Origin of the sequence: Sorangium sp. So ce693, assembly GCF_051521375.1 — a bacterium.
Lineage (GTDB): Bacteria > Myxococcota_A > Polyangia > Polyangiales > Polyangiaceae > Sorangium > Sorangium atrum.
The window spans coordinates 1980894-2002969 of record NZ_CP150347.1; the positions used below are offsets into that span (position 1 = coordinate 1980894).

Below are 22076 nucleotides of genomic sequence, written 5' to 3' on the forward strand. Positions count from 1 at the left end.
TCTGCTTCGAGGAGGAACTCATGGGCTCGCCTGGAGTCATCAACATTCGCGACGTCAGCAAGAAGTACGTGGTCAAGGACAAGCCGCTGGAGGTCCTCCGCGGGATCGGCCTGACCATTCACCCCGGCGAGTTCATCAGCGTCGTGGGCACGAGCGGTTGCGGGAAGTCGACGCTCCTCCGGCTCCTCGTCGGGCTGGACGGCGACTACGAGGGCGACATCCTCGTCGGCGGCGCGCGCGTCGATGGGACGAGCCTCGATCGGGGCATCGTCTTCCAGGAGCACCGGCTCTTCCCCTGGCTCACCATCGAGCAGAACGTCGCGCTCGGGCTCGAGAGCTCGGCGTGGACGCAGGCCGACAAGGCCCGCGCTGTCGACGAGCACCTCGAGCTCGTGGGCCTGTCGGCGTTCAAGCGGGCCTACCCGCACCAGCTCTCCGGCGGGATGGCCCAGCGGGCGGCGATCGCGCGAGGGCTGGTCAACCGGCCGGGCATCCTGCTGCTCGACGAGCCGTTCGGCGCGCTCGACGCGCTGACCCGCGCGAAGCTGCAGCAGGAGCTCCAGCGCATCTGGCAGGAGGAGCAGATCACGATGATCCTCGTCACGCACGACGTCGAGGAGGCCGTGTTCCTCGGCGATCGCGTCGTCGTGCTCGAGCCGCGGCCCGGGAGGATCAAGCGCGTCGTCCCCGTCAGCGCGCCGCGCCCGAGGTCCCGCACCGACCACGAGATCAAGGCCCTCGTCGACGAGGTGCGCGGCTATCTCCTCGAGGCGTAGCGCGACGGATCGAGGCGCAGCGTGACGGAAGGCCCGAAGCCATCCGAGACGACCGGTGGGGTCGCGCCAGAGAAAGATCTCTGGCGCATGGCAGGTGCATCCGTTATAATGGATGAACCGTCCGCTATCATGGTGAGTGAAGCCCGATGACGATGCCATTGCTCACGCTTCCCAACACGAGCTCGTTGGCCCTTTCCGTGCGCGCCAAGGCGCTTGTCTTCGAGGATCCGCGCTCGCAGGCGATCCTCGAGCGGATCCGGCAGCTCTCCCCGAGCGACGCGACGTTGCTCGTGACGGGGGAGACCGGCACGGGCAAGGAGATCGTGGCCCGTCACATCCACACGCTGAGCCACCGGCGGGGGCGGCCTTTCGTGGCGGTCAACTGCGGCGCCTGGTCGGAGTCCCTCGTCGAGAGCGAGCTGTTCGGCCACGAGAAGGGCGCCTTCACGGGGGCGACGACCTCGAAGGCCGGGTGGTTCGAGGCCGCGGACGGCGGAACGCTGTTCCTCGACGAGATCGGGGATCTGTCGCTGCCGCTCCAGGTCAAGCTGCTCCGCGTGCTGCAGGAGCGCGAGGTGGTGCGGCTCGGCTCGCGCCAGCCGATCCCGATCGACGTGCGGCTCATCGCGGCGACCAACGTGAACCTGGAGGAGGCGGTGATCGCGCGGAAGTTCCGCGAGGATCTCTTCTACCGGCTCAACGTGGCGACGCTGTCGCTCCCGCCGCTGCGCGAGCGGCCGGGCGACATCCTCCCGCTGGCGCGCTACTTCATCGAGCTCTACACGCACCGGCTCGGCTCGGGGCCGGCCGTGCTCACGGCGGAGGCGACGGCGCGGCTCCTCGGGCACCCTTGGCCCGGGAACATCCGGGAGCTCGAGAACGCGATGCACCACGCGCTCCTTGTCTGCAAAGGCCAGGAGATCACCCCGGCGGATCTGCGCCTGACGGCGCTCCAGCCGAAGGCGGGGGCGAGCATTCCTCCGCCGGAGCAGGGGGCGACGGACGCGGTGTCCCAGGTGAGGCCGACGCCGCAGGCGACGGCGCTGGAGGGCGCGCTGCTCGCGCTGTTCGAGCAGAATCTGCCGAACCTGCACGAGCAGATCGAGGAGACGATCATCCGGACGGCGTACCGCTACTGCGATCGCAACCAGCTCCAGACGGCGAGGCTGCTCGGCATCAGCAGGAACATCGTGCGCGCGCGGCTCGCGCAGTTCGGAGAGCTGGCGCGCTACCGGGCGTCGCGCGGCGGGGCGGCGGCTGCGGCGTTCGGGCGAGGAGAGGCGAGCTCCGCGTCGCGCGCCCCGGGGACGACCTGAGCGAACGCTGCGCCGGCGCGTCAGGTCGGCTGTGCAGGCACTGGCCCGGCGGGCGCGGCGAGGCGAGCGAGGCCGGTCAGGAGCGCGACGGGGAGGCCGGCCGGGGGCGACCCGGCGTGCGGGGGCGGGCCCTCGCGGCCGGGGTTCTGATCCCGAGGGCCTCGCGCACCGTCGTGGCCGTGGCCGCCTGCGCGATCCACCGATCGAGCTTCGTCGCGTCGGCGCAGGCCCGGATGCGCGCCTCGTCGTCCTGCGAGGGGGAGAGCCCGCGCGCCCGCAGGAGCGTGAGCAGCGCGTCTTGACGGCCCTCGGCCCGGCCCTTGGCCTCGCCCTCGGCCCGGCCTTTCTTCCGCCCCTGCGCTTCGAGGAAAAGGCGGAGCTTCCGGGCAGCGGGTGTCTCCGGGATCTTGTCGGGGTTCATCGAGGCCTCCCTGAGGAGCTCCAGCATCCGCTCGCTGAGCACGGAGAGGATCGCACGCTGCTGGGCCCGTCGCAACGCGCGTGGCAGCCGCTCGGTCAGCTCGAACGCGCGCTCGACGACGGCGCGCGCCCCAGGCCCGTAAATCCAAATGGCTGCGTCGACCGACGCGGAATGAATCAATTCTTCAACGCCACACCTGCCTCGCCGGACGCGCAACGCTTGATTGATGGTGCGCCGGTGACGTCGACCAGGCGCGTCGCTTCACCCGCTCTTCTCGGCTCCCCGCTCCCCAGCTCCGCTCCCTCCAGGGCCCGCAGCGCAGGCTCAAGCGTGGCTCGCGCGCATGGAGGGCTGCCCGGCCTTGGTCTCGATCCAGCGCTCCAGATCGGCGCGCGAGGCCACGCCGCTGCGGCGATCGAGCTCTCGCCCTCCGTTGAAGAGCACGAAGGTGGGCACCCCCTGGATGCGCCGGCGCCCGGCCTCCGCCGGATCGGCGTCGGTGTCGACCTTGAGGACCAGCACCTTGCCCGCATTCCTGCGGCCGAGCTCGTCGAGGGTCGGCGCGACGACACGGCACGGGCCGCACCAGGTGGCCCAGTAGTCGACAAGGACGGGGACAGGAGAGCTCGCTATCGCCTGTTCGAGCGCGGCCCCGTCTACCGGCTGCGGAGCGCCCGTCGTGTCGAGGTGGGCCTTGCAGCGGCCACAGACCGGCCGATCCTTGATCCTCTGGTCCGCAACCCGGTTGATCGAGCCGCAACGGCCGCAACGGTAGATAGCCATGCTCCTTCTCCTCGCCGCCGCGTGCCGCGGCATTGCGAGCAACTTGGGTCCGGCGTACGCCTTGGCAACCAGCGGGGCGTGGGCCGCGCGGCGGACGTGGCGGACGCGGCGGTCGGCGAGCGGGCTACCGCGGCGGGGCTTCGCAGGCCCGTCGCGTCACCTCGTGGCGGTAGTCGAACATCCGCTCCAGCTTGCGCCGGACGAAGCGACCGCCGCCGAGCCGGCCGAGCACGCCGAGCGGGAGCTCGTACTCCACGCGGTCCGTGAGGTAGCAGCCGCCCGAGCCGTCGGGGTCCATTCGGTGCGTGTGCACCCAGCGCTTGAACGGCCCGCTGCGCTGCGTGTCCTGGAACATCCGGCCCCGCTCGTACTGCGTGTGCTCCGCGACCCAGCGCAGCAGGACGGGGCCGACGCGCGTCTCGACGACCACGCGCGCGCCGACGAGGATGCCGCCGGTCTTCTCCAGCACGCGCGCGTGCTCCCAGGGGGGCGTGAGGCGCTCGAGGGCGTCAGGCTCCTCGTGGAAGGCGAAGACCCGCTCGGGGGGCGCGGCGATGCGCGTGCGCTTCTCGAAGGTGGGCATGCGCGAGCATGGATCGCATCGCGCCCCTCTTCGAGAAGCACACACGCATGCCGTCGCTCCTGGCGACGGCACGCCGGAGAGGGGATGTCGCTTTGTTGTTTCGCTGACGACATATTCTCACAGGAGCACGCGAGTACCGTCCAAACTTCAATCCACCCAGAGGGGAGCGTCTCATGATCAGGAAGAGCGCCAGATTGAGCACGGCCACGGCGCTTGTCGCGCTGCCTGTCGCTGCGCTGAGCGCGTGCTCCAGCGGCGACGAGTCGGTGCAGCCCGCGCCGCTGCCGGCCCCGCCGGCCGAGGACGATGCCGGGCAGTTCAGCGTGCAGCTCGGCCCGCGGCCGTATTACCTCGTCGCGGACATGGAAGAAGGCGAGCTGAAGGAGAAGCTGCTTTCGTGCTCCGAGGGGCCCTTCCAGCGGACCGATTTCTCCATCGGCCATCGCGGCGCTTGCATGCAGTTCCCCGAGCACACGAGGGAGTCGTACGAGGCGGCCGCCCGCATGGGCGCCGGCATCGTCGAGTGCGACGTGACCTTCACCAAGGACCGAAAGCTCGTGTGCCGTCACGCCCAGTGCGATCTCCACACGACGACGAACATCCTCGCGATCCCGGAGCTCGCCGAGAAGTGCTCGGAGCCGTTCGCGCCGGCCGACGCGGAGGCCGGGACGCCCGCGTCGGCGAAGTGCTGCACGAGCGATATCACCCTCGCCGAGTTCAAGCGGCTCTGCGGAAAGATGGACTCCGCGAACCCGGACGCGGCTACGGCCCTGGAGTACATGGCCGCGACGCCCACGTTCCGCACGGACCTCTACGCCAGCTGCGGCACGCTGCTCACGCACGCCGAGAGCATCGAGCTCTTCTCGAGCCTGGGCGTCAAGTTCACCCCGGAGCTCAAGGTCCCGGAGGTGGAGATGCCGTACGAGGGCGAGTACGAGCAACAGGACTTCGCGCAGCAGATGATCGACGAGTACAAGGCGGCCGACATCGACCCGAATCAGGTGTTCGCGCAGTCGTTCAGCCTCGACGACGTGCTCTACTGGCTCGAGAGAGAGCCGGAGTTCGGCGCGCAGGCCGTGTACCTCGACGAGCGCGTCGATACCGCCGAGGGGTACGAGGAGGCGGTCTCCGGGATGCAGCGCCTCGCGGATCAGGGCGTGAAGATCATCGCGCCGCCGATGTTCGCGCTCGTGACGCTCGATGGCAAAAAACGGATCGTGCCCTCGGACTACGCCGAGGCCGCCAAGGCCGCTGGCCTCGACATCATCACATGGACGCTCGAGCGCTCGGGCCCGCTGGCGAGCGGCGGGGGCTACTATTACCAGTCGGTCGCGGACAGCATCGATAACGACGGCGACACGATGGTGATGCTCGACGTGCTCGCGCGCGACGTGGGCGTCCGCGGCGTCTTCTCCGACTGGCCGGCCACCGTGACGTACTACGCGAGCTGCATGGGCCTCTGAGGCGGGCGGCCGGGGAGCAGGGCGCATGCCCGGTCGCCGGGCCCCCGGCGGCCTCTCGACGGCCGCATTAGAACGCCCACGACCAGGTGACCGCGGCGGGCTCGGGGGGCGGGCCGGGCATCACGCCGGCCGCGTACCGGGCCTTGGTCGGCTGGATCGGGTGGACGGCCGCGATGGCGAAGCCCGTCACGTGGCCCAGGATCATGCCGGCGCCGACGTCCTGCCAGGAGTGCGCGCCGGCGCCGATCCGCAACGCCATCGTCACCACCGTGGCCGCCTCGGCGAGGGCGAGCGCGCCGAGGCGCGGCGCGGCGTCGCCGGTCGTGCGCAGCGCGAGGTTCAGGCGCGCGCCCGCGATGGCGGCCACCGGGGTCGTGTGACCCGAGGGGAAGGCGTCGAAATCGAGGTCGGTCTCGCCGCACCGATCGGTCCGCCACGAGCGCGGCCGGCACCGGCCCGCCAGGCGCTTGATCACGTTCGAGAGGCCGGTCGACAGCGCCGCCGCCTCGACCTCGATGAGCGATGTCCTGAGCGCCCGCGCGTAGGGGCGGGGGACGCCGGCGCCCCCGAGGTAGCTGCCCTCGAGGGCGTACCCGCTGCCGAGGAGGAGCAGCGTGCCCGCTGCGGCGCCGGTGATATCGCTGGCGAGGCCGATCGCGTCGTTGCGCTCCTCGCTGGAGGCGGCGCCCCACCCGGAGCGCCGCTGCGGGAGCAGGTACGCCGCGAGCGAGGCGGTGCAGGCCGCGGCGAGGGCCACCTCGCCGCCCGGCGTGCCGAACGCCCAGTCCGGGGCCGCCGGCCCCGTCTGCGCGGCGGCGGGCGCGCTCCACGCCAGCGCGCACACGCAGGCGAGCAGCGCGGCGTACCTCACGGCTTCTTCGCTGCGGGGGGCGCTGCGGGCTTCGAGGGCGCGGCAGGCTGCGCGGGCGCCGCGGGCTTTGTGGCCTGCGGCGCGGCAGGCTGCGCGGGCGCCGCGGGCTTCGTGACCAGGGGCGCGGCAGGCTGCGCGGGCGCCGCCGGCTTGCCGACCGCCGCCGGCTTGCCGGCCGCCGCCGGCTTGCCGGCCGCCGCCGCCGGCCCGGCCGTCACGCCTGGCGCCTTCTGCACGATGACCTCACCGAGCTGCAACGCCGAGAGCTGCTCTCCGACAGCGCCGGCGTCGCCCACCAGGACGACCCGGAGCTGCTCGGGCGCGAGGTACTTCTGCGCGACCCGCTGCACGTCCGCGGCCGTGATCCGCTGGAGCCTCGCCGGTCGCGTCGCGTACTCGTCGAGCGGCAGATCGTAGACCGCGAGGCCGGCGATCGTCGACGCGGTCGCGTCCGCCGTCTCGAAGCGCGCCGGCAGCTGGCGGATGAGGTTCGCCTTGGCGTCCGCGAGCTCCTCGCTCGTGACGGGCTCCCTCCGCATCCGGTCGATCTCCGCGAAGATCTCCCGCACGGCGGGGCCCGTGTTCTCCCGCACGATGGCGCCGCCCGCGGAGAACGGGCCGGCTCCGTGGCGCATGTCGAAGCCGGAGCGCGCGCCGTAGGTGTAGGCGTGCTTCTCGCGCAGGTTCAGGTTGAGGCGGCTCGAGAACTGCCCGCCGAGGAGGGTGTTCATCACGAGCAGCGCGTCGTAGTCCGTCGTCGCGCGCGGCACGCCCGGCAGCGCCACCGTCACGGTCGACTGCGTGAGCCCAGGCCGGTCGACGACGACGACGCGCGGCGCGCCCACGGCGATCGCCGGCGGATCGGCGGGGAGCGCCGCCTTCGCGGGGGCGGGCGGCGCGGAGGCCGGGCCCTTCCAGGCGCCGAAGACCCGCTCCACTTCCTTCACCGCGTCGGCCTTGGTGATGTCCCCGGCAATGGCGACGGTCGTCAGCTCCGGCCGGAACTGCGCGGCGTGGAACTTCGCCAGGGCGCCCGCCGTGATCTTCTTCAGCGCCGCCTCGGTGCCGATCAGCGGCGCGTTGTACGGGTGGCCCTCGGGGTAGAGGACCTGGGCCTGGGCGATGGAGAGGAGCGACGCGGGGCGATCGTTCATCTCGGCGAGCTGGGTGATGCGGCGCGACCGCTCGCGCTCGATCTCGGCCGGCGCGAAGGCCGGGTTCATGTACGCGTCGCCGAGCAGCGTGAGCATCTCCCCGAACCGCGGCGTCACGCTCTGGCCCTCCACGCCGCCGCCGTCGAAGCCGACCGCGGACGAGAAGCTCGCGCCGAGCTTGCCGAGCGCGTCGCTGAGCGAAAGCGCGCTGCGGGTCTTGGTGCCCTGCATGAGCATCGCGCCCGCGAACGCGCCGACTCCCGGCTCGGCCTGATCGGCGCCGCGGACGGTCGTCACGTCCACGGCCACGATCGGAAGCTCGTGCCGCTCCACGACGAGGACGCGGATCCCGTTGGCGAGCTTCGCCTCCTCGATCTGGGGCGGCCGGAAGACCACCTCCGGCCCCGGGGGAGGCGGCGATCTGCGGAAGTCGTCCGCAGCCGCGGCGGCGGGCGGCGCCGCGGCGGGGGGCGGCGCGCCGGGGGGCGCGGGGGGCGGCGTCGAGGTGACCGGAGCGCAGGCGGCGAGCGCCACGGCTGCGAGCGAGGCGGAGACGGTTCGTTTCATGCGCATGGGCTCAACCCCCCTTCGGCGCGGCCGGTCCGGCCGCAGGCTTGTCGGCCGCGGGCTTGTCGCCAGCGGGCTTCATGATGGCCGGCGCGGCCGCCGGTTTGTCGGTCGCCGGCGCCGCGGCGGGCTTCGGGCCCGCCGGCGGGGCCGCGGGCGCCGCGACAGCAGGCGCTACAAGCGCAGGCTGCGCGCTCGCCGCGGTCGCGGGCGCCGCGGCGGTGGGCTTCGCGCCCGCCGTCGCGGGCGCCGCCGCCCCGGTCTGCTTCACGAGGCGCCCGGCCTTCGGGGCGCCCGGCTTCGGCGTGACGAGGGCGATCACGCGCCTGCCCTGGGGCAGGAGATCCGCGGTCGCCTTCTGCAGGTCGGCGGCGGTGGCCTTCTCGTACCTGGCCACGTCCTTGGGGAAGTACCCCGGATCGCCCGTGAGCTGGTTGTAGTTGTTGATGGCGTTCGCGCGGGCCGTCACCTGCTCCATGCTGAAGACCAGCTCCGAGAGCACCTTGGCCTGGGCCCGGTCGTGCTCGTCCTGCGTCGGCGGCGCCTTGCGCAGCCGATCGAGCTCGGCGTCGATGAGCTTCAGGGCCTGCTCGGGCGACTTGCCCTTCTTCAGCGTGGCCGTGATCTGGAAGGTGCTGGCGAGCTGGCTCGATTGCTGGAACGCGAAGACGTCCTGCGCGATCTGGAGATCGTACACGAGCTTCTTGTAGAGCCGGCTCGTCTTGCCCGAGGCGAGGACGTTGGCGACGAGGTCGAGCTCGGCGTCGCCGGGCGCGAAGCTCGGCGGCGTCACCCAGCTGATCGTCACGCGGGGCAGCTCCACGTCCGCCTCGATGTCGAGGCGCTTCTCGATCGCGAGGTCGCCGGGGTCGGGCTTCGTCGCCACGGGCGGCGGGGCGCCCTTCGCGACGGGGCCGAAGTACTTCTGGATGAGCTCCTTCGCCTTGCCCCGCTCGATGTCGCCGGCCACGACGAGGGTCGCGTTGTTGGGCACGTAGAACGTCCGGAAGAAGGCCTTCACGTCGTCCATCTGCGCCGCGTCGAGATCCTCGGGCGTGCCGATGGTCAGCAGGTGGTAGGGGTGGCTCTCCGGGAACTGGGCCGCGCGGACGAACTGCGGCACGAGGCCGTAGGGCGCGTTCTCGTAGTTCTGGCGGCGCTCGTTCTTCACGACATTGCGCTGGCTCGTGAAGGTCGCCTCGTTCGCGTGGTCGAGCAGCCACCCCATCCGGTCGCTCTCCAGCCAGAGCACCAGCGCGAGCTCGTTGGCGGGGACGGTCTCGAAGTAGTTGGTGCGGTCGGTGTTCGTCGTCCCGTTGCGATCGCTCGCGCCGGCCCGCTCCAGGTACTTGAAGAACATGTCCTCGCCCACGTGCTTCGAGCCCTGGAACATGACGTGCTCGAACAGGTGCGCGAAGCCGTTCTTCCCCCGCGGCTCGTCCTTGGAGCCGACGTGGTACCAGACGTTGACGGCCACGACGGGCGTGCGGTGATCCTCGTGCAGGACCACCTCGAGCCCGTTCTCGAGCGTGTACTTCTCGACCGGGATCGCGACGCTCACGCTGGTCGCCGCCGCCGCAGGCTGCGCCTTCGTCGCGACCGGCGCCGCCGCCGCGGGCGCGGGCTTGGCCGCAGGTTGAGCCGCCGCAGGCTGCGCCGGCGCTGCGGCCGGAGGCGCGGCGTACGCCGGCAACGTCAGGCCGAGCGCGGCGACGAGCGCGCTCGACAGGGACGAGAGCGCCCGGAGGCGCGTCCGTTCGGACCGATGGTGGGCTCGCATGGGCGCGGTTTTAGCGCAGATCGCCCGAGGTCGAGCGCAATCTTCGCTCGTGGAAAGGGAGGCGCAGCGCAGCGCGGTTCACGCTCGGCGCTGCGCTCCTGTCACTGGAATGGCGCGACGAAGAGCTGGTACGGCCCGAAATCCACCGGAGTACGCCCCTTTACGGTGATGGCGCCGAGGCTCCCTCCCGGTCGCGCCCCGTAAATCCGGGAGTTCACGCCCTCCCTCTCGCCCGCGCAGGCGCTGAGCGGGCCGAAGCACTCGATGTCGATGGGATTGCATGCGTCGTCCGCGGTCTTGATCGTCATCGGGAAGCCGGTCAGGCCGCACGAGGACACCACGGTGGACGTCCCCGGGCAGACAGGGACATAGAACGTCTGCTCAGGGCTGCTCGCGCCGCACAAGGAGCTGGGAGGGATCGGCGCCCCGGTGGTGTCGCCGCTGATGAGGCCGCTGCCCGAGATGACCCCGGCCCTCTCGCCGAGGCACGACGCGCGCTGGAACCTGAGGCGGACCGTGCCGAGCGCCTCGGGGCGCGCGGCCTTGACCACCACCGTGTAGGTCCCGGCCCGGAGCCTGGCCGCGAAGTGCGCGCCCGGCGCGGCGTCGCCGCAGCTGTCGGCCGCGCAGCCGACGGGAGGGCCGCCGCACCCGTCGCCCTCGAGCACCGCGAGCGCCGTGTCGACGTCCGACGCCAGGGTGCCGAGGTACACGACCTCGTCGGACGGGAGCGTGAACCGGAAGAACACCTCGCCGCCGCTGCCGCCGCACGGCAGCGCGACATCGGAGGTGTTCTCGGCCGTGATCTCCGCCGCGTAATCCATCGAGCCCGTCAGCTCTCCCGGCGTCTCGCAGCTGTCGGCGCCCGGGATCGGCGTGCAGCCGTCGTCCGGGACGCCGTTGCAGTTCTCGTCGACCGCGTTGCCGCACACCTCGGGCACCGGGGAGGCGCACCCCTCGCCCTGGCAGCCGTCGTCGGGGAGCCCATCGCAGTCCTGGTCCACCGCGTCCCCGCAGATCTCCGGCTCGGGCTCGCAGGGCGCGAACGCCGGGACATGGACGGGCACCTCGACCACGTTGTTCTCGATCGCTTGCTCGGCGATCGCGCCGATCGGGTTGACGGTGACGCGGAGGGTGTAGTCCCCCTCGGGCACGTCCGTCACGTCGACCCACTGGCACGGCGTGCCGACGTCGTACGTGTCGGCCCACCCCGCGCTCAGGAAGTTGCACCCCATGCCTCCCGAGGTCGGGTAGCCGCGCGGCGCGGGGGACGAAGGATCGAGAGGCTCCATGTCGACAAGGCAAAACGCCTGCTTGTGCCCCTGGGAGACGACCTCGCCCCCCGCGTCCACCAGCCGGTAATCGGTGAAGTTCAGGAAATGGAAGTGCTGGTGGCACTGCGCGTACTCGAAGAGCGGGCTGTTGAACTCGGGCCCGGGGTCGAGGTGGCCCGGCCCTGCGTTCTCGACGCGCCCCTCGAACTCGAGGAGATGCCGCCGGCCGGGGCCTCCGATGCACCTTTCCATGAGCTCGCAGGCGTCTCTGGGGAACGTCTGGTACGAGAACTGGATCGTGTCGACGATGCGCTGCCTGTCCGGGCGCAGGTCGGGCACGATGCAGACGCCGGCCTCGCACGCGTGGCCGCTGGGACAGCACGCGCCGCCGCAGATCGTGCCGTCGCAGGCGGTGTAATCGACGGGGAGGACGATCGTGTTGTTGTCGAAGCGCGCCTCGGCGAGGGTCCTGTTCGGGTTCACGGTGATCTCGAGCTCGTAGAGCCCGGCCGGGACGCCGGTCACGTCGAGGGCGTTGCACGCGAGGGTGCCGGGCTGCTCGACGTGCTCTCCTGGGCCGAGGCCCTGCGCGTCGCAGCCGTACTGGCCGCCTGGCATCGCGACGCAGCGCGCGTCGAGCTCGGCCTCGGCGACCACCGCGCCGCCCTGGCCGAGGCGCGCGCGGAAGAAGCGCGGGACGACGTAGCTGTCCTCGCAGAAGTTCGGCTCGAAGACGTCGCTCTCCGAGGGCGCGCCGAGCTCGAGCGGAACGTCGCCGGCGTTCTCGAGCGAGACGTGGAAGCGCATGAGCGCCCGCCGGCCGCTCGCGCCGACGCACCCGTGCAGCAGCTCGCACGCGTCCTCGTCGACGCGGACCGTGGCGAACGTGACGGGCTCTCCTCGCTCCGGGGGCCCGAGCACGAGGTCCGCCGCCTCGCAGACGCCGCGCGCGCACGTGGCCCCGGGGCTGCAGCACGCCGTGTCGCCGCAGGCGCGCGCCGCGTCGCACGCGGCGGCGCAGCCCGACGGCTTGCCCTCGGCGTCGATCTGACACCGCGCGCCTCCGGGACACACGATGTCCGAGCCGGGGCAACGGATGCTCCCGGATACACCGCCGCCGCTGCCGCCGCCTCCCGGGCCGCCCCCTCCCGTGCCCGAGGGCGGCTCGGTCGGCCCGTCGTCGCCGCACGCGGCGGCCGCCAGGAGCCATGAGCCCATCAACAGCGCTTCGACGACGTTCTTCATGTGCACCCTGGTCATCAGCAGTAGCAGACGAGCCGCGCGGGCCGGAAGGCGTGTGCCGCTCCCGCAGGCCGCCAGGCAAGCTGCGTATCGTGAGGGTGCGCGCGGGGAGATCAGGACGGTCGAGCGAGGGCGCAGGATTTCGACCGGTCAGGGAGTCGGCAACGCCACGAAAACAGCCGAGGAGGCGATGCCGAGATTTCTCATGAACATGAGCCGCGCGGCGCTCGCTGGGTCGGATGAGCTCCAGTCTCCCAGGAGGACAGCGGCATACCAGGTCGGTGACAGGCTTCTCGCAGCGCTCCGGATGCCGTCGGCCGATCCGACCGGTCGAACTCCTACCCATTGCCGGCCGGCGGCTCTCGGCGCCGCGAACTCGACGGCCGTGCTGGCGCTGGCTGACGCGTACGCGACGTCCGTGAGCACGGGTGTAAACGGTTCACCTTGGGTCCCATCTGCATTGACCGACCAGTGGCCGAGATCCACCGAGGGCGCTGTCGCCGAGGCGTTGATCAACATGACGCGCGTGCTGGTGACCGTCTCGGGCAGCTCCGGCTGGACCCTCCACAGCTTGAGCTGCAGCGCCTTGTCGCCCGTCTCTCCGGCGATGCCGAGGAGACCTCCCAGGTAGATCGCGCCGGGCTCCAGCGGGCCCGTCGGCTGGGCGCCGACCACCACGGTGTCACCCGAGCCATCGCCGCCACCGGAGCCGGGCGCGACGACTGAGAGCGTCGACTCACCCGGCGGCAGATCGGTGTATGTCGGCGCCTGCGCATACGTCAGGTTGATGGCGATCCTCTCCGTGCCCGAGTAGACCTCGAGGGGCGACGGCGTGGGCGGCGGCGATGCGTGGAAGAGATAGACGAGCGGATCCCGGTTGATGAACATGGCAGGTGAGTCGTCCCCCGCCGGGACGACGAGCAACCCGTGTGCGCGCGCATCGGCGACGACGCGGGTCGGCTCTCCGGTCTCGATGACGAAGTACGATCGCCCACCGACGAGCGATGCCGCAGAGAACGAGAACGGCGCCTGACCCGTCGGACCGAAGCTGCTCGACGCGGTGACAGTGATCGATCGTGGCGACTGGGGCACGAGCAGGCCTTCTGGAGCGCTGACGGTGAACCCGTCGAGCGCCGCGACGGCCGTGGCGCTTCGGTCGATGTAGAACGATTTCGGAGGCCCCACGCTGGCGTCGGCGTTCACGAAGCGCAGGCCGACCTCGCTGCATGAAGGCGTCGTGAACTTCTCTTCTGCGATGAGAAGCTGCGGCCCCGTCGGGCTGGTAGTGCCCAGGATTCCGACGGCCACGATCGTGTAGCGCGTCCCAGGGGCAATCGTCAGCGGATCCGCCGAGATCGTGAGCGCGTCGCCTGCGCCACCGCTGGTTCCGTCATCGCTTCGTGCCGAGAACGTGATCGCGCCCGCCGTGACTTTGGCGTACCTCGTGACAGAGGCGGCGACCCTGCTGGGCGACACTGCCTCTACGTCGGGCACCGGCGCCCCGTTCACGTAGAGGCGGAGCGCAGGCGGGTCGCCGCTCCCCACCGGGAAGTTCGTGCGATTCGGCAGAAGGGCATTGATGAAGCGGACCTTGGGTTCAGGGTCGGTGTCCGGCGGCAGGCCACACTCCTCCGGATCGCCGCCACTCGTGCCACCAGCTCCGCCCGTGCCACCAGCTCCGCCCGTACCGCCAGCGCCGCCCGTGTCGCCACTGCCCGTGCCGCCAGCGCCGCCCGCGTTGCCGCTGCCGCCCGTGCCACCCGTGCCACCAGCGCCGCCCGCATTGCCACCGCCGCCCGTGCCACCAGCGCCACCCGTGCCGCCGCCGCTGCCCGTGCCGCCCATGCCGCCGCCGCCGTCAGAGCTTCCGCCCGACCACGTGCTGGCGCTGGCGCTCGTGGTCCCACCTCCGCCTTGCCCCGACGATGATGAGGTATCGTCGTCCCCGCAAGCGCTCGTGAAGATCGAAAGCCCGGCCAGCGCACCCACCATGATCAGCCATCGTTGACGCATCTTCATCGTAACACATCTCCGTGTAGCGCGTCGCACGCGCCAGAACGATTCACTACCGCGGGAACTTCAGCTCGCAGGCGTCACGCGGAACCGCGATGACTCCCTTCGTCAGCTCGTCACGCATGTAGATGTAGGCCATTACACCGGCGTTGAAGGCCGCTCTCCGGAGCCATGCATCGACCTCCGGCGAGCTCGCGTCCGCGGTGCGGAGCTCGTCCGTAAGAGGGTTCCTGAGCGTGCACACGTCCCTCCACATGGGCACGCCGAACTCCGGAGCCACGGCGCTGCCCAGGATGACGCTCCAATTCCCGCTCGCGGCCGCGGCGTCGTAAAGGGCTCCGAACCGATGAGCATCGGTGCGGATCTCATCGCAGGCGGCGCGCGCAACGCCGAGCATGTTCGCCTTCGATCTCTTGAATGCGGCTTTCGCGGTCTCCGGATCGAGCGGGATCGGCACCGCGGCCACGATCCGATTGTCGACGAAGACGTTGAAGAAGGTCCTCTCCTCCTCCGCGGTACGGCCGAATGAAACGGTGGTGCCCCCCGTCGCCATCCAGACGAGGTACTTCGCCGCCCCGTCGGGCCCGAGGCCGTCCTCCCCCGCGTCGGGCCCATGGAACGTGGCGAGGTTCTCGTTGGGGGCCCAGCGCGGGCCGAAGAGCCCGTCCACGAAGCTCGCCACCCTCGCCCCGGAGGTCGCGCGGAGCGCCCTGGCCGCGCCGGTCTGGGCGTCTCCGTGAATCCCATGGCAATTCGTGCAGATACCGGCGTAGATATGCTCCCCCGGGTTGGCCCAGTAGATCGCGCTCCACGGCCGGCGCGGCCTCCCGGTCCCCGGATTGATCATCCACTGCTCCACCGGTGCAGGCTCTGGCGCGTCGTCCGGAAACGCGCAGCCTGGGATGAAGAACCCCTGAGCGTAGACCTTCTTCGCCAGCGCCTCGTGCTCGCTCGTCACCTCCTCCGCGCGGATCCAGTCGTCGAGCTTCGTCTTCCAGTCGATGTTGCGCGGGACGTACGGATAGCGCTCGGTCGTGTCCTCGAGCACCCACCCGAGCTCGCGATGCTGCTCGCAGTCGTGAAGGGCACGCGCCTCCGCGGCGTCCGCCGCGCGCGTGGCGAGCTCGATCGCCTCCGGATCTCCCGGCGCCTCCCGTCCCCCGCGCTCGTAGTCGCGCGGCACCGACGCCCACCAGCGCGCCACGAGGACCGGCAGGCGGCAGTCCACAGACGCCGTGTGCATCGGCATGTGGAGGTTGAAGAATGCGTTTACCTCCTCGTTGTCCACGGGCAGGCCGAACGCACGGGGAGTCCACGATCCCGTGGGCAGGACGACGCGACGGTAGATACCTCCGACCGGGATGGAGTTCTGGATGACGAGCTCATCGAAGGACGCCGGCACACCAGGAAAGTAGAGCCGCCCGTCCGAGCCCACGGTATCCATGTGAAACCCGAAGATGCTCCCGCCAGGCGACATATCCAGGCCTCGCAGCGTCGCCTTGCTCGCCACCGCATAGCCGCGCGGGTTATGGCAATGGGCGCAGTTGCCTGCCATGTAGGCCTGCATGTTCAGCTCGTCGTCATTGCGCGGCCGGCGGGGCAGCGCGGACTCCTCGAGCCTGGGGAAGTCGTCGGGCGTGAGGGTCGCCAACGTGCCGCGCACGACGCCGTACCCGAGGAGACGCTCCAGCTGATTGAGCTCGTCGGCGAGCACGTCCGGCGTGTAGACGCCGCCTTCCCCCTTGGGTCGCTTGTGGAGCTGGAAGGGCGTGATGCCGAGGACGAAGCTCTCGCTCTCCGAGCCCGTGTGGCACGCCACGCATCGCGTCGCACCGGGCACGGCGTAGCTCTGCAGTGCACCGGTGGTCTCGTTGGCCGTGTAAGGGCGGACGTAGTCGGGGAACGGCTCGCCGTTCACGTAGAGCTCCCTGCTGTCCGGTGACGCCGGATCGAGCCCGGTCCCGAGGAGCTTCGCGCTCGTCTCCTCCGCGTTCCACACGTATGTGCCGAAGATCGCGTCCTCGGCCTGCTCGCGCGTCACGATGATGCGCGTCTCCATCTTGCGGTATCGCGTGGCGCCGTCGGGCTCGACCACGGCCCTGAAGAAGGTCTTGTAGAAGCGGCTGTTCGAGGGGATGCGGAGGCTCTTCGCCTCCGGGTCGTACGTGATGGCCTGCCCCGCCGGGACGTGCACGAAGCGGAGCTTCGCCGCGTCGTCCGACCAGAGAGGGTAGGTCGGCGCGTAAGCGAGCGTCCCCCTGCGCGCGAGCACCTCGGCGTCCAGCGAGACGAAATCGGTCTCCGACAGCTTGACCGGGAGGTCCTCGAACGATCGCATCGCGGCGAAGCGCTCATCCACCTCCTCGTCTCGACCGACGATCTCGGCGTCGGGGATGCAGTTCCCGAGCTCCGTCTGCGCATCGCCGATCTCGCGCGGGGTCACGAAATCCACGTCGGGATCGACGTGGATTTCGCCCTTCGGGAGGACGTACGTGCCGGCAGGGCACCCCTGCTCGATCCACGCCTGCACCCGCCGGCCGAGCGCCTCTTGCCCGCCGATCTTGTAGGGCATCTCCCCGCTGAGCATGACGTCAACGGGCGTCTTGCCGTTCTTGCCGCGCGCATTGCACAGGTTCTCCGGAGTGCCGGTGTAGGAGAAGTCGCCTTGCTCTGCCGGGGCCTTGTGGCAGTTGCCACATTGAATCTCGATCTCCCCCGAGAGATTGCTGAAGGTATCGAGGGCATCCTCGACCGTCGCCGAGTGGCGCTGAGGGATCGGCTCGTGCGATCGGGCAGGGGCGCATTGACGTGGCGGCGTGCCCCCCCCGTCACCGCCGCTGCCGCCGGTACCGCCGGTGCCGCCGCCTCCGCTGTTATCGCCGCCCGCGACCCCGCCGGTACCGCCGCCTCCGCCGTTATCACCGCCCGCGACCCCGCCGCTGCCGCCGGCACCGCCGGTGCCGCCGCCGTCACCACCGCTGGTAGCGCCGCCGCCGCTCGTGTCCTCCGGGGGCTCACCGGTATCATCACCTCCACAGCTGTACCCGGCCACGGACACGACCCCGAGCAACAGCACCAGCGATCTCATCGTCACCCAACGCCAACCTTGACGCATCGATGCCAACTCCCCGGGCTCGCAGCGGCGAACCCCCTATCGTCGCGGCGGCCGAAATGCCACCGGTGAGCTCCTGGAACAACCGTGAATGCCGGCTGTCACGGACCCGTGACGCTATCGCGGTGACGTCGACGTAGATGATAGCTCTGCCATTGATTCACGCGCCGCAAGCTCGCCTCTCGACCGTGATGGAAAGTAAGCGCTCACCGCTCAGACCTCCTGTGCTGGGCAGTGTTGCGGAGCGGTTTCAATCCGGCAGCAGCGGGGGCGCGTTCCGTCCCTGGAGGACGACTCCGCGGTGCACGGTGCTCGGCGGGTGATGAGACGGGGGGCGTGCCCGAGCGCGCCGCGCTGGCCATGTGCGTCGAACGGAGCGCGCCTACCGCCATGGCTTGCGCGGCGCGCTCCGTCCTTCGTCATCAGCCTATCAGCTCACGGCAGGCTGCTGTTGCGGGGGCACGTGGTGCCGGTGGCACCGCAATCGAGAGGATTTCCCGGGTCACACGCGATGAAGCCGGAGGCCGTCAGGGTGTTCTCGAAGGTCTGCGGGTTCGCGATGATCCAGTTCAGGAAGTTCGTCTCGGCTGTAGCCCGAGATCCATTGCCCTCGTTGAGGTACAGGAAGCGAGCGAGCGGGTACTTGTTGCTCGGGTCCGTGATAATTTTGCGGATGTTGGCCGTGGTCGGCGCCTTGCTGTCGATGGTGAACGCCTGGTTGGCGAAGGGGTTCGACGGGCGCAACCCGTCGCCGCCCGCGTAGGCGAGCGCGTCGACGTTCGCGCCCGCGAGCTTGCCGATGCAATCGGTGGCCGAATCGGTCTGCAGGCAGGGCGCCGCCGCGGTCGGAGCGCCCGAGTACGTCACAATCGATGACGTGTTCGGCGTCCCCAGGGTTCCTGCGGAGTCGGTCGAGAGCCGCGGCCCGGCGATGAGGTCCTCGACGATGATCTTCACGCCGGCGCAGAACGTGGTGCAGCCGGTGAGGCTCTTGAACGTGTCGGTCGTGCCCGAGATGTCGTCGCGGCGGTACAGCTTGATTGCGTTCGAGGGGTTCGACGAGCCCGTGGTGAGCTCGCCCCACGTGTCGAAATTGGCGCAGGTGGCGGGGCTCCCGGAGCCGTCGCCGCAGAACGCGCCCTTGATGTTCGCCGAGGTCGCGCTGGTGGCGGCCTGGGTGTCGTCCGCCAGAATGTAGATAGCGTCGAGCGCGATGCGATTGCTCTTCTGACCACTGTCACAAGAGCCCTGCAAGTCCCTGGACATCGGGGCGATCGTCTGAGCCTTCGTGTTGCAGGGGGCGGCGCCGGTGCCCTCCAGGCACTGCTCGCCCTTGCCCGACCCGGTGCCGAGGTAGTCGAGGGACGCGCTGAGCCCCGCCTGGTTGATCGCGGCCGTGATCGCGTTGAACAGCGTGTCCGACCCGTAGAACTCCGTGCCGTTGATCAGCGCCTCCTGCGACTCGCCCAGGACCTCTGCCTCGTCCGTGCCGCTCACGGCGCACGCCGCAAGACCGAGGACCGAGAGCGCCGAAAGAACCAACTTACCTGTCGTATTCATGCTCATCTCCATCGTTCAGAGTGACGGTGCGCGTGTGCACCTGGATCATCCCGGTGCACGGCGCATCTATCAAGCCAACAATCCAGCGAAGACCGCCTGGCCGCCGAAGCGCTCGCCGGCAGGCGGTCAAGTCTCTATCTCTCCGGATGCGTGCTTCTCAGTGGGTGGTCACCGTGCGGATCTTGCCGAGGCGGCTCCCCCCCGCCTCGGTGAACCAGAGGTCGAGGAAGCCGCACCCCTGGAGCGACGGGACCAGCGTGAGCCCGAGCGGACGAGAGCCCGCGATCGGGAGAGCGTACTCGGTCATGACGCCGCTCGTCGTGATGCGTACGATCTTGTCCACGGACTGCTCCGTGAACCAGAGATTGCCGTCCACCCCGAGCGTGATGGCCGAGACGCCGAGGCCCAGCGCGGGGAGCGCGAACTCCGTCACGGTCCCGCTGGTGTCGATATTCGCGATCTCGCCCGCCGTGGTGAACCAGATCTTGAGGTCGGGACCGAGCGTCATCGCGCTGGGGCGCGCGGCCGAGGGCGGCAGCGGGTACTCGGTCACGGTCCCGGACGCGCTGATCCGCGCGATCTTGTTCCCGCGCGACTCCGCGACCCAGACATTTCCGTCGATTCCCGCCGCGATCCCGCGCGGTTGGCTGCCGGCGGTCGGCAGCGCGAACTCGGTGATCACCCCGTCCGGCGTGATGCGTCCGACCTTGTTGCCGAGGACCTCGGTGAACCACAGATTCCCATCAAATCCCAGCGTGATCGCGGAGGGGCTCGAGCTGTTCGTCGGGATCGCAACCTCGGTCACGACGCCGTGCTTCGTGATCGCCCCGATCTGGTTTCTCCCTGCGTCGGTGAACCAGATCCGGCCATCCGGACCGACGGTGATGCCGACCGGGCTCGCGCCGGCCGCGAGCGGGTACTCGGTCACAGCGCCGCTGGACTTTGCGGCCCCGATCTTGCTGCCGGAGAGCACGGTGAACCACACGCGACCGTCAGGGCCAAAGGTGATGTTCCCCGGCGAGGCGTTCGAAGGAATGGCGTACTCCGTGATGTCACCCGCGTACGCCGCCGGGCAATACCCGGCGCTCGCGGGCTCCGCCTGCGCCACGAGGGCGGCGCCGACCATCATCGACAAGGCAACAATCGACTTCTTCTTCATTTCATTCTCTATCAGGGTTTGAGGTTGAGAGCGTCTTGCGAGATCTGCTGTCATGAACACGTGGATACCGCGGCTGCGCCGCGCGCAGGGGTGCTCGCCGAGAGCGTCGCTATGCGCGCTCTCGCTCGCTGCCTCTACGCGCTCACGCTCGTCAGCGGCCCGTTACGATCCCGCTCCGCGCCCCGTTCTGAATTGCGCTGGCGAGCTGCGTGCACACACGGTGCTTCCCCCATTCCCTCCCCGGAACCGGATTCCGTCCTGTGTCGATTCGCACCTGTTTGCTCGTGAAACGAGCCACGTAGTCACGGAGGAAATTACGTTCCGCGCATACGTGGAATGTCAGCGCCAGGCGCGCGATGAGTACGCAACGCCGAGATCGTTCGCCGGCCGGACACGCCAAACAGGTTGGTTGAACGGCCATGGCTGCATGGAGCCGAGGGCCGGACCCATTCGGATCACCCCACGATCACGAACCGCCGCCGCGGTGCTGCCGTCCGACGGAGGGCGGACGAGCCGCGCTCCTGCCTCTGCTGGTCACCCCGCGTCAGAATGCAACGGCGACGCGCTCGCGCATTTGCGCGATTCGGGCGCGTCAATGCAATCGAGACCCCAACGTCATAGCTCGCTATGCGGGGAGATGGCCAGCCACCCCCCCGGCGGCTTCGTGTGGGCCGGACTATAGTAGGCGCGGTGACGAAATGCGCGAAGTTTGTGTTACGTATTACCGAACTGTGTCCTGTGATGGCGTGCTCCTGTTGTCCTCGATCGATGAGTTGATCCATTCGAGAACGATTCGGCTGTCAGCCGTGCGACGGTCCTGTGCCGGAACGGTAGAACGCCAGCGCCGGATACCGCTGATGGAGAACGATTCGGCTGTCAGCCGTGCGACGGTCCTGTGCCGGAACGGTAGAACGCCAGCGCCGGATACCGCTGATGGAGAACGATTCGGCTGTCAGCCGTGCGACGGTCCTGTGCCGGAACGGTAGGACGCCAGCGTCCGATACCGCTGCTCCCGCGAGATCAGGCGTCGTGCGTTCAGGCAGCTGCGCGCGAGGTCGGGGAGGCTGGGATCGCGGCGCCGGCTGCCCGATCCCTCGCCGTGCGGCAGGCGGCCGCCAGCAGCAAGTCTCTCCTCGCGATCCGAATGTCGTGTACTCTCGCCGACATGGCTCCCGTCGTCGTCATCACCGGTGCATCCAGCGGAATCGGTCGATCGCTCGCGTTCTCCTGGGCGAAGCGCGGCGCGCGCGTGGTGCTGAGCGCGCGCGGGCGAGATGCGCTCGAGGGCGTCGCCTCGGAGGTGCGCGCGGCGGGCGGCGAGGCCCTCGCGGTGGCCGGCGACGTGACCGTCGAGGAGGATCGCAAGGCGCTCTGCGAGCGGGCGCTCGGCGCGTACGGCCGGCTGGACGTGCTGGTGAACAACGCCGGGCGCGGCTACTACACGCCGTCGATCGAGATCGAGCCCGCCGAGCTGGAGGCGCTCTACCGGCTGAACGTCGTCGCCCCCGTGCACCTCGCGCGGCTCGCGATCGAGCCCCTCGCGGCCACGAAGGGCACCATCGTCATGGTCTCCTCGATCGCCGGGCTCGTCGCCGCGCCGCGAATGGGCCCGTACGCCTCGTCGAAGTTCGCGCTGGAGGCGCTCGCGATGTCGCTCCGCGCGGAGCTCTCGTCGCGCGGCGTGCGCGTGCTCGTGGTGCGGCCGGGCCCGGTCGAGACCCCGTTCCACGCGAACGCCGTCGTGACCGACGACAACGTCGGCTACCGCCCGCCGGGCCACAAGAAGCAGAGCCCGGACGAGGTCGCCGAGATGATCGTGCGCGCCGTCGACGCGGGCCGCGACGTCCTGGAGACGAGCCTGTTCGTGAAGACCGCGAGCCTCGCCGCCCGCGTGGCGCCCGGCCCCATGCGCTGGCTCTCGAGGCGGATGGCGCACCGCTCGGGGTTCTGAGCGGCGCCCGCCCCTTGTGCGCCGGGAACGTCGAGCGGATCGAGCACCCAG

The 22076-nt window shown here is 70.2% G+C and carries 15 protein-coding genes; 4 read left to right on the forward strand and 11 right to left on the reverse strand.

What is annotated here, in order from left to right:
- Positions 1–20: 20 nt before the first annotated feature.
- Together WMF14_RS07530 and WMF14_RS07535 are read left to right on the forward strand one after the other, a co-directional pair.
- Positions 21–776 (forward strand): ABC transporter ATP-binding protein, encoded by a 756-nt coding sequence (locus WMF14_RS07530; RefSeq protein WP_437799601.1) that lies wholly within the window; start codon positions 21–23, stop codon positions 774–776.
- Positions 777–928: 152 nt separating this feature from the next.
- A complete protein-coding gene (locus WMF14_RS07535; RefSeq protein WP_373372290.1) occupies positions 929–2092 on the forward strand; it encodes a sigma-54 interaction domain-containing protein in 1164 nt (387 codons plus the stop codon).
- 76 nt (positions 2093–2168) lie between these two features.
- Here WMF14_RS07535 and WMF14_RS07540 read toward each other — a convergent pair whose 3' ends face one another.
- The 3 genes from WMF14_RS07540 to WMF14_RS07550 form a co-directional block, all read right to left on the reverse strand.
- Positions 2169–2693, reverse strand: coding sequence for a hypothetical protein (locus WMF14_RS07540; protein ID WP_437799603.1), 525 nt, complete (start codon positions 2691–2693; stop codon positions 2169–2171).
- Between the two features lie 144 nt (positions 2694–2837).
- A complete protein-coding gene (locus WMF14_RS07545) occupies positions 2838–3296 on the reverse strand; it encodes a thioredoxin family protein (RefSeq protein ID WP_437799605.1) in 459 nt (152 codons plus the stop codon).
- Positions 3297–3420: 124 nt separating this feature from the next.
- Complete coding sequence (locus tag WMF14_RS07550) at positions 3421–3879, reverse strand: SRPBCC family protein (RefSeq protein ID WP_272100990.1); 459 nt, start codon at positions 3877–3879, stop codon at positions 3421–3423.
- Between the two features lie 173 nt (positions 3880–4052).
- Between WMF14_RS07550 and WMF14_RS07555 the strand changes: the two genes are divergently transcribed.
- Positions 4053–5342, forward strand: coding sequence for a glycerophosphodiester phosphodiesterase family protein (locus WMF14_RS07555; protein WP_437799607.1), 1290 nt, complete (start codon positions 4053–4055; stop codon positions 5340–5342).
- 67 nt (positions 5343–5409) lie between these two features.
- On the opposite strand, the gene WMF14_RS07560 is transcribed toward WMF14_RS07555, so the two are convergent.
- The 8 genes from WMF14_RS07560 to WMF14_RS07595 form a co-directional block, all read right to left on the reverse strand.
- A complete protein-coding gene (locus WMF14_RS07560; RefSeq protein ID WP_272100992.1) occupies positions 5410–6213 on the reverse strand; it encodes a phosphatase PAP2 family protein in 804 nt (267 codons plus the stop codon).
- Positions 6210–7934 (reverse strand): M16 family metallopeptidase, encoded by a 1725-nt coding sequence (locus tag WMF14_RS07565; protein WP_437799608.1) that lies wholly within the window; start codon positions 7932–7934, stop codon positions 6210–6212. Before WMF14_RS07565 ends, WMF14_RS07560 begins: the two co-directional genes overlap by 4 nt.
- Before the next feature lie 10 nt (positions 7935–7944).
- A complete protein-coding gene (locus WMF14_RS07570) occupies positions 7945–9714 on the reverse strand; it encodes a M16 family metallopeptidase (RefSeq protein WP_437799610.1) in 1770 nt (589 codons plus the stop codon).
- A 101-nt stretch (positions 9715–9815) separates the two neighbouring features.
- Positions 9816–12233, reverse strand: a complete 2418-nt coding sequence (locus WMF14_RS07575) for a lysyl oxidase family protein (RefSeq protein ID WP_437799611.1) — start codon at positions 12231–12233, stop codon at positions 9816–9818.
- A 147-nt stretch (positions 12234–12380) separates the two neighbouring features.
- A complete protein-coding gene (locus WMF14_RS07580) occupies positions 12381–14249 on the reverse strand; it encodes a DUF4397 domain-containing protein (protein ID WP_437799613.1) in 1869 nt (622 codons plus the stop codon).
- 46 nt (positions 14250–14295) lie between these two features.
- Positions 14296–17337 carry a hypothetical protein gene (locus tag WMF14_RS07585; RefSeq protein WP_437799615.1) on the reverse strand — a complete coding sequence of 1014 codons (3042 nt, stop codon included), beginning with the start codon at positions 17335–17337 and terminating at the stop codon, positions 14296–14298.
- A gap of 453 nt (positions 17338–17790) precedes the next feature.
- The gene (locus WMF14_RS07590; protein ID WP_437799616.1) at positions 17791–18915 is read right to left on the reverse strand and encodes a hypothetical protein; all 1125 of its coding nucleotides are present in this window, start codon (positions 18913–18915) and stop codon (positions 17791–17793) included.
- Between the two features lie 157 nt (positions 18916–19072).
- Positions 19073–20074, reverse strand: coding sequence for a Vgb family protein (locus WMF14_RS07595; protein ID WP_437799618.1), 1002 nt, complete (start codon positions 20072–20074; stop codon positions 19073–19075).
- Positions 20075–21239: 1165 nt separating this feature from the next.
- On the opposite strand from WMF14_RS07595, the gene WMF14_RS07600 reads away from it, so the two are divergent.
- Positions 21240–22025 carry an SDR family NAD(P)-dependent oxidoreductase gene (locus WMF14_RS07600; protein WP_437328100.1) on the forward strand — a complete coding sequence of 262 codons (786 nt, stop codon included), beginning with the start codon at positions 21240–21242 and terminating at the stop codon, positions 22023–22025.
- The last annotated feature ends 51 nt before the right edge of the window (positions 22026–22076 follow it).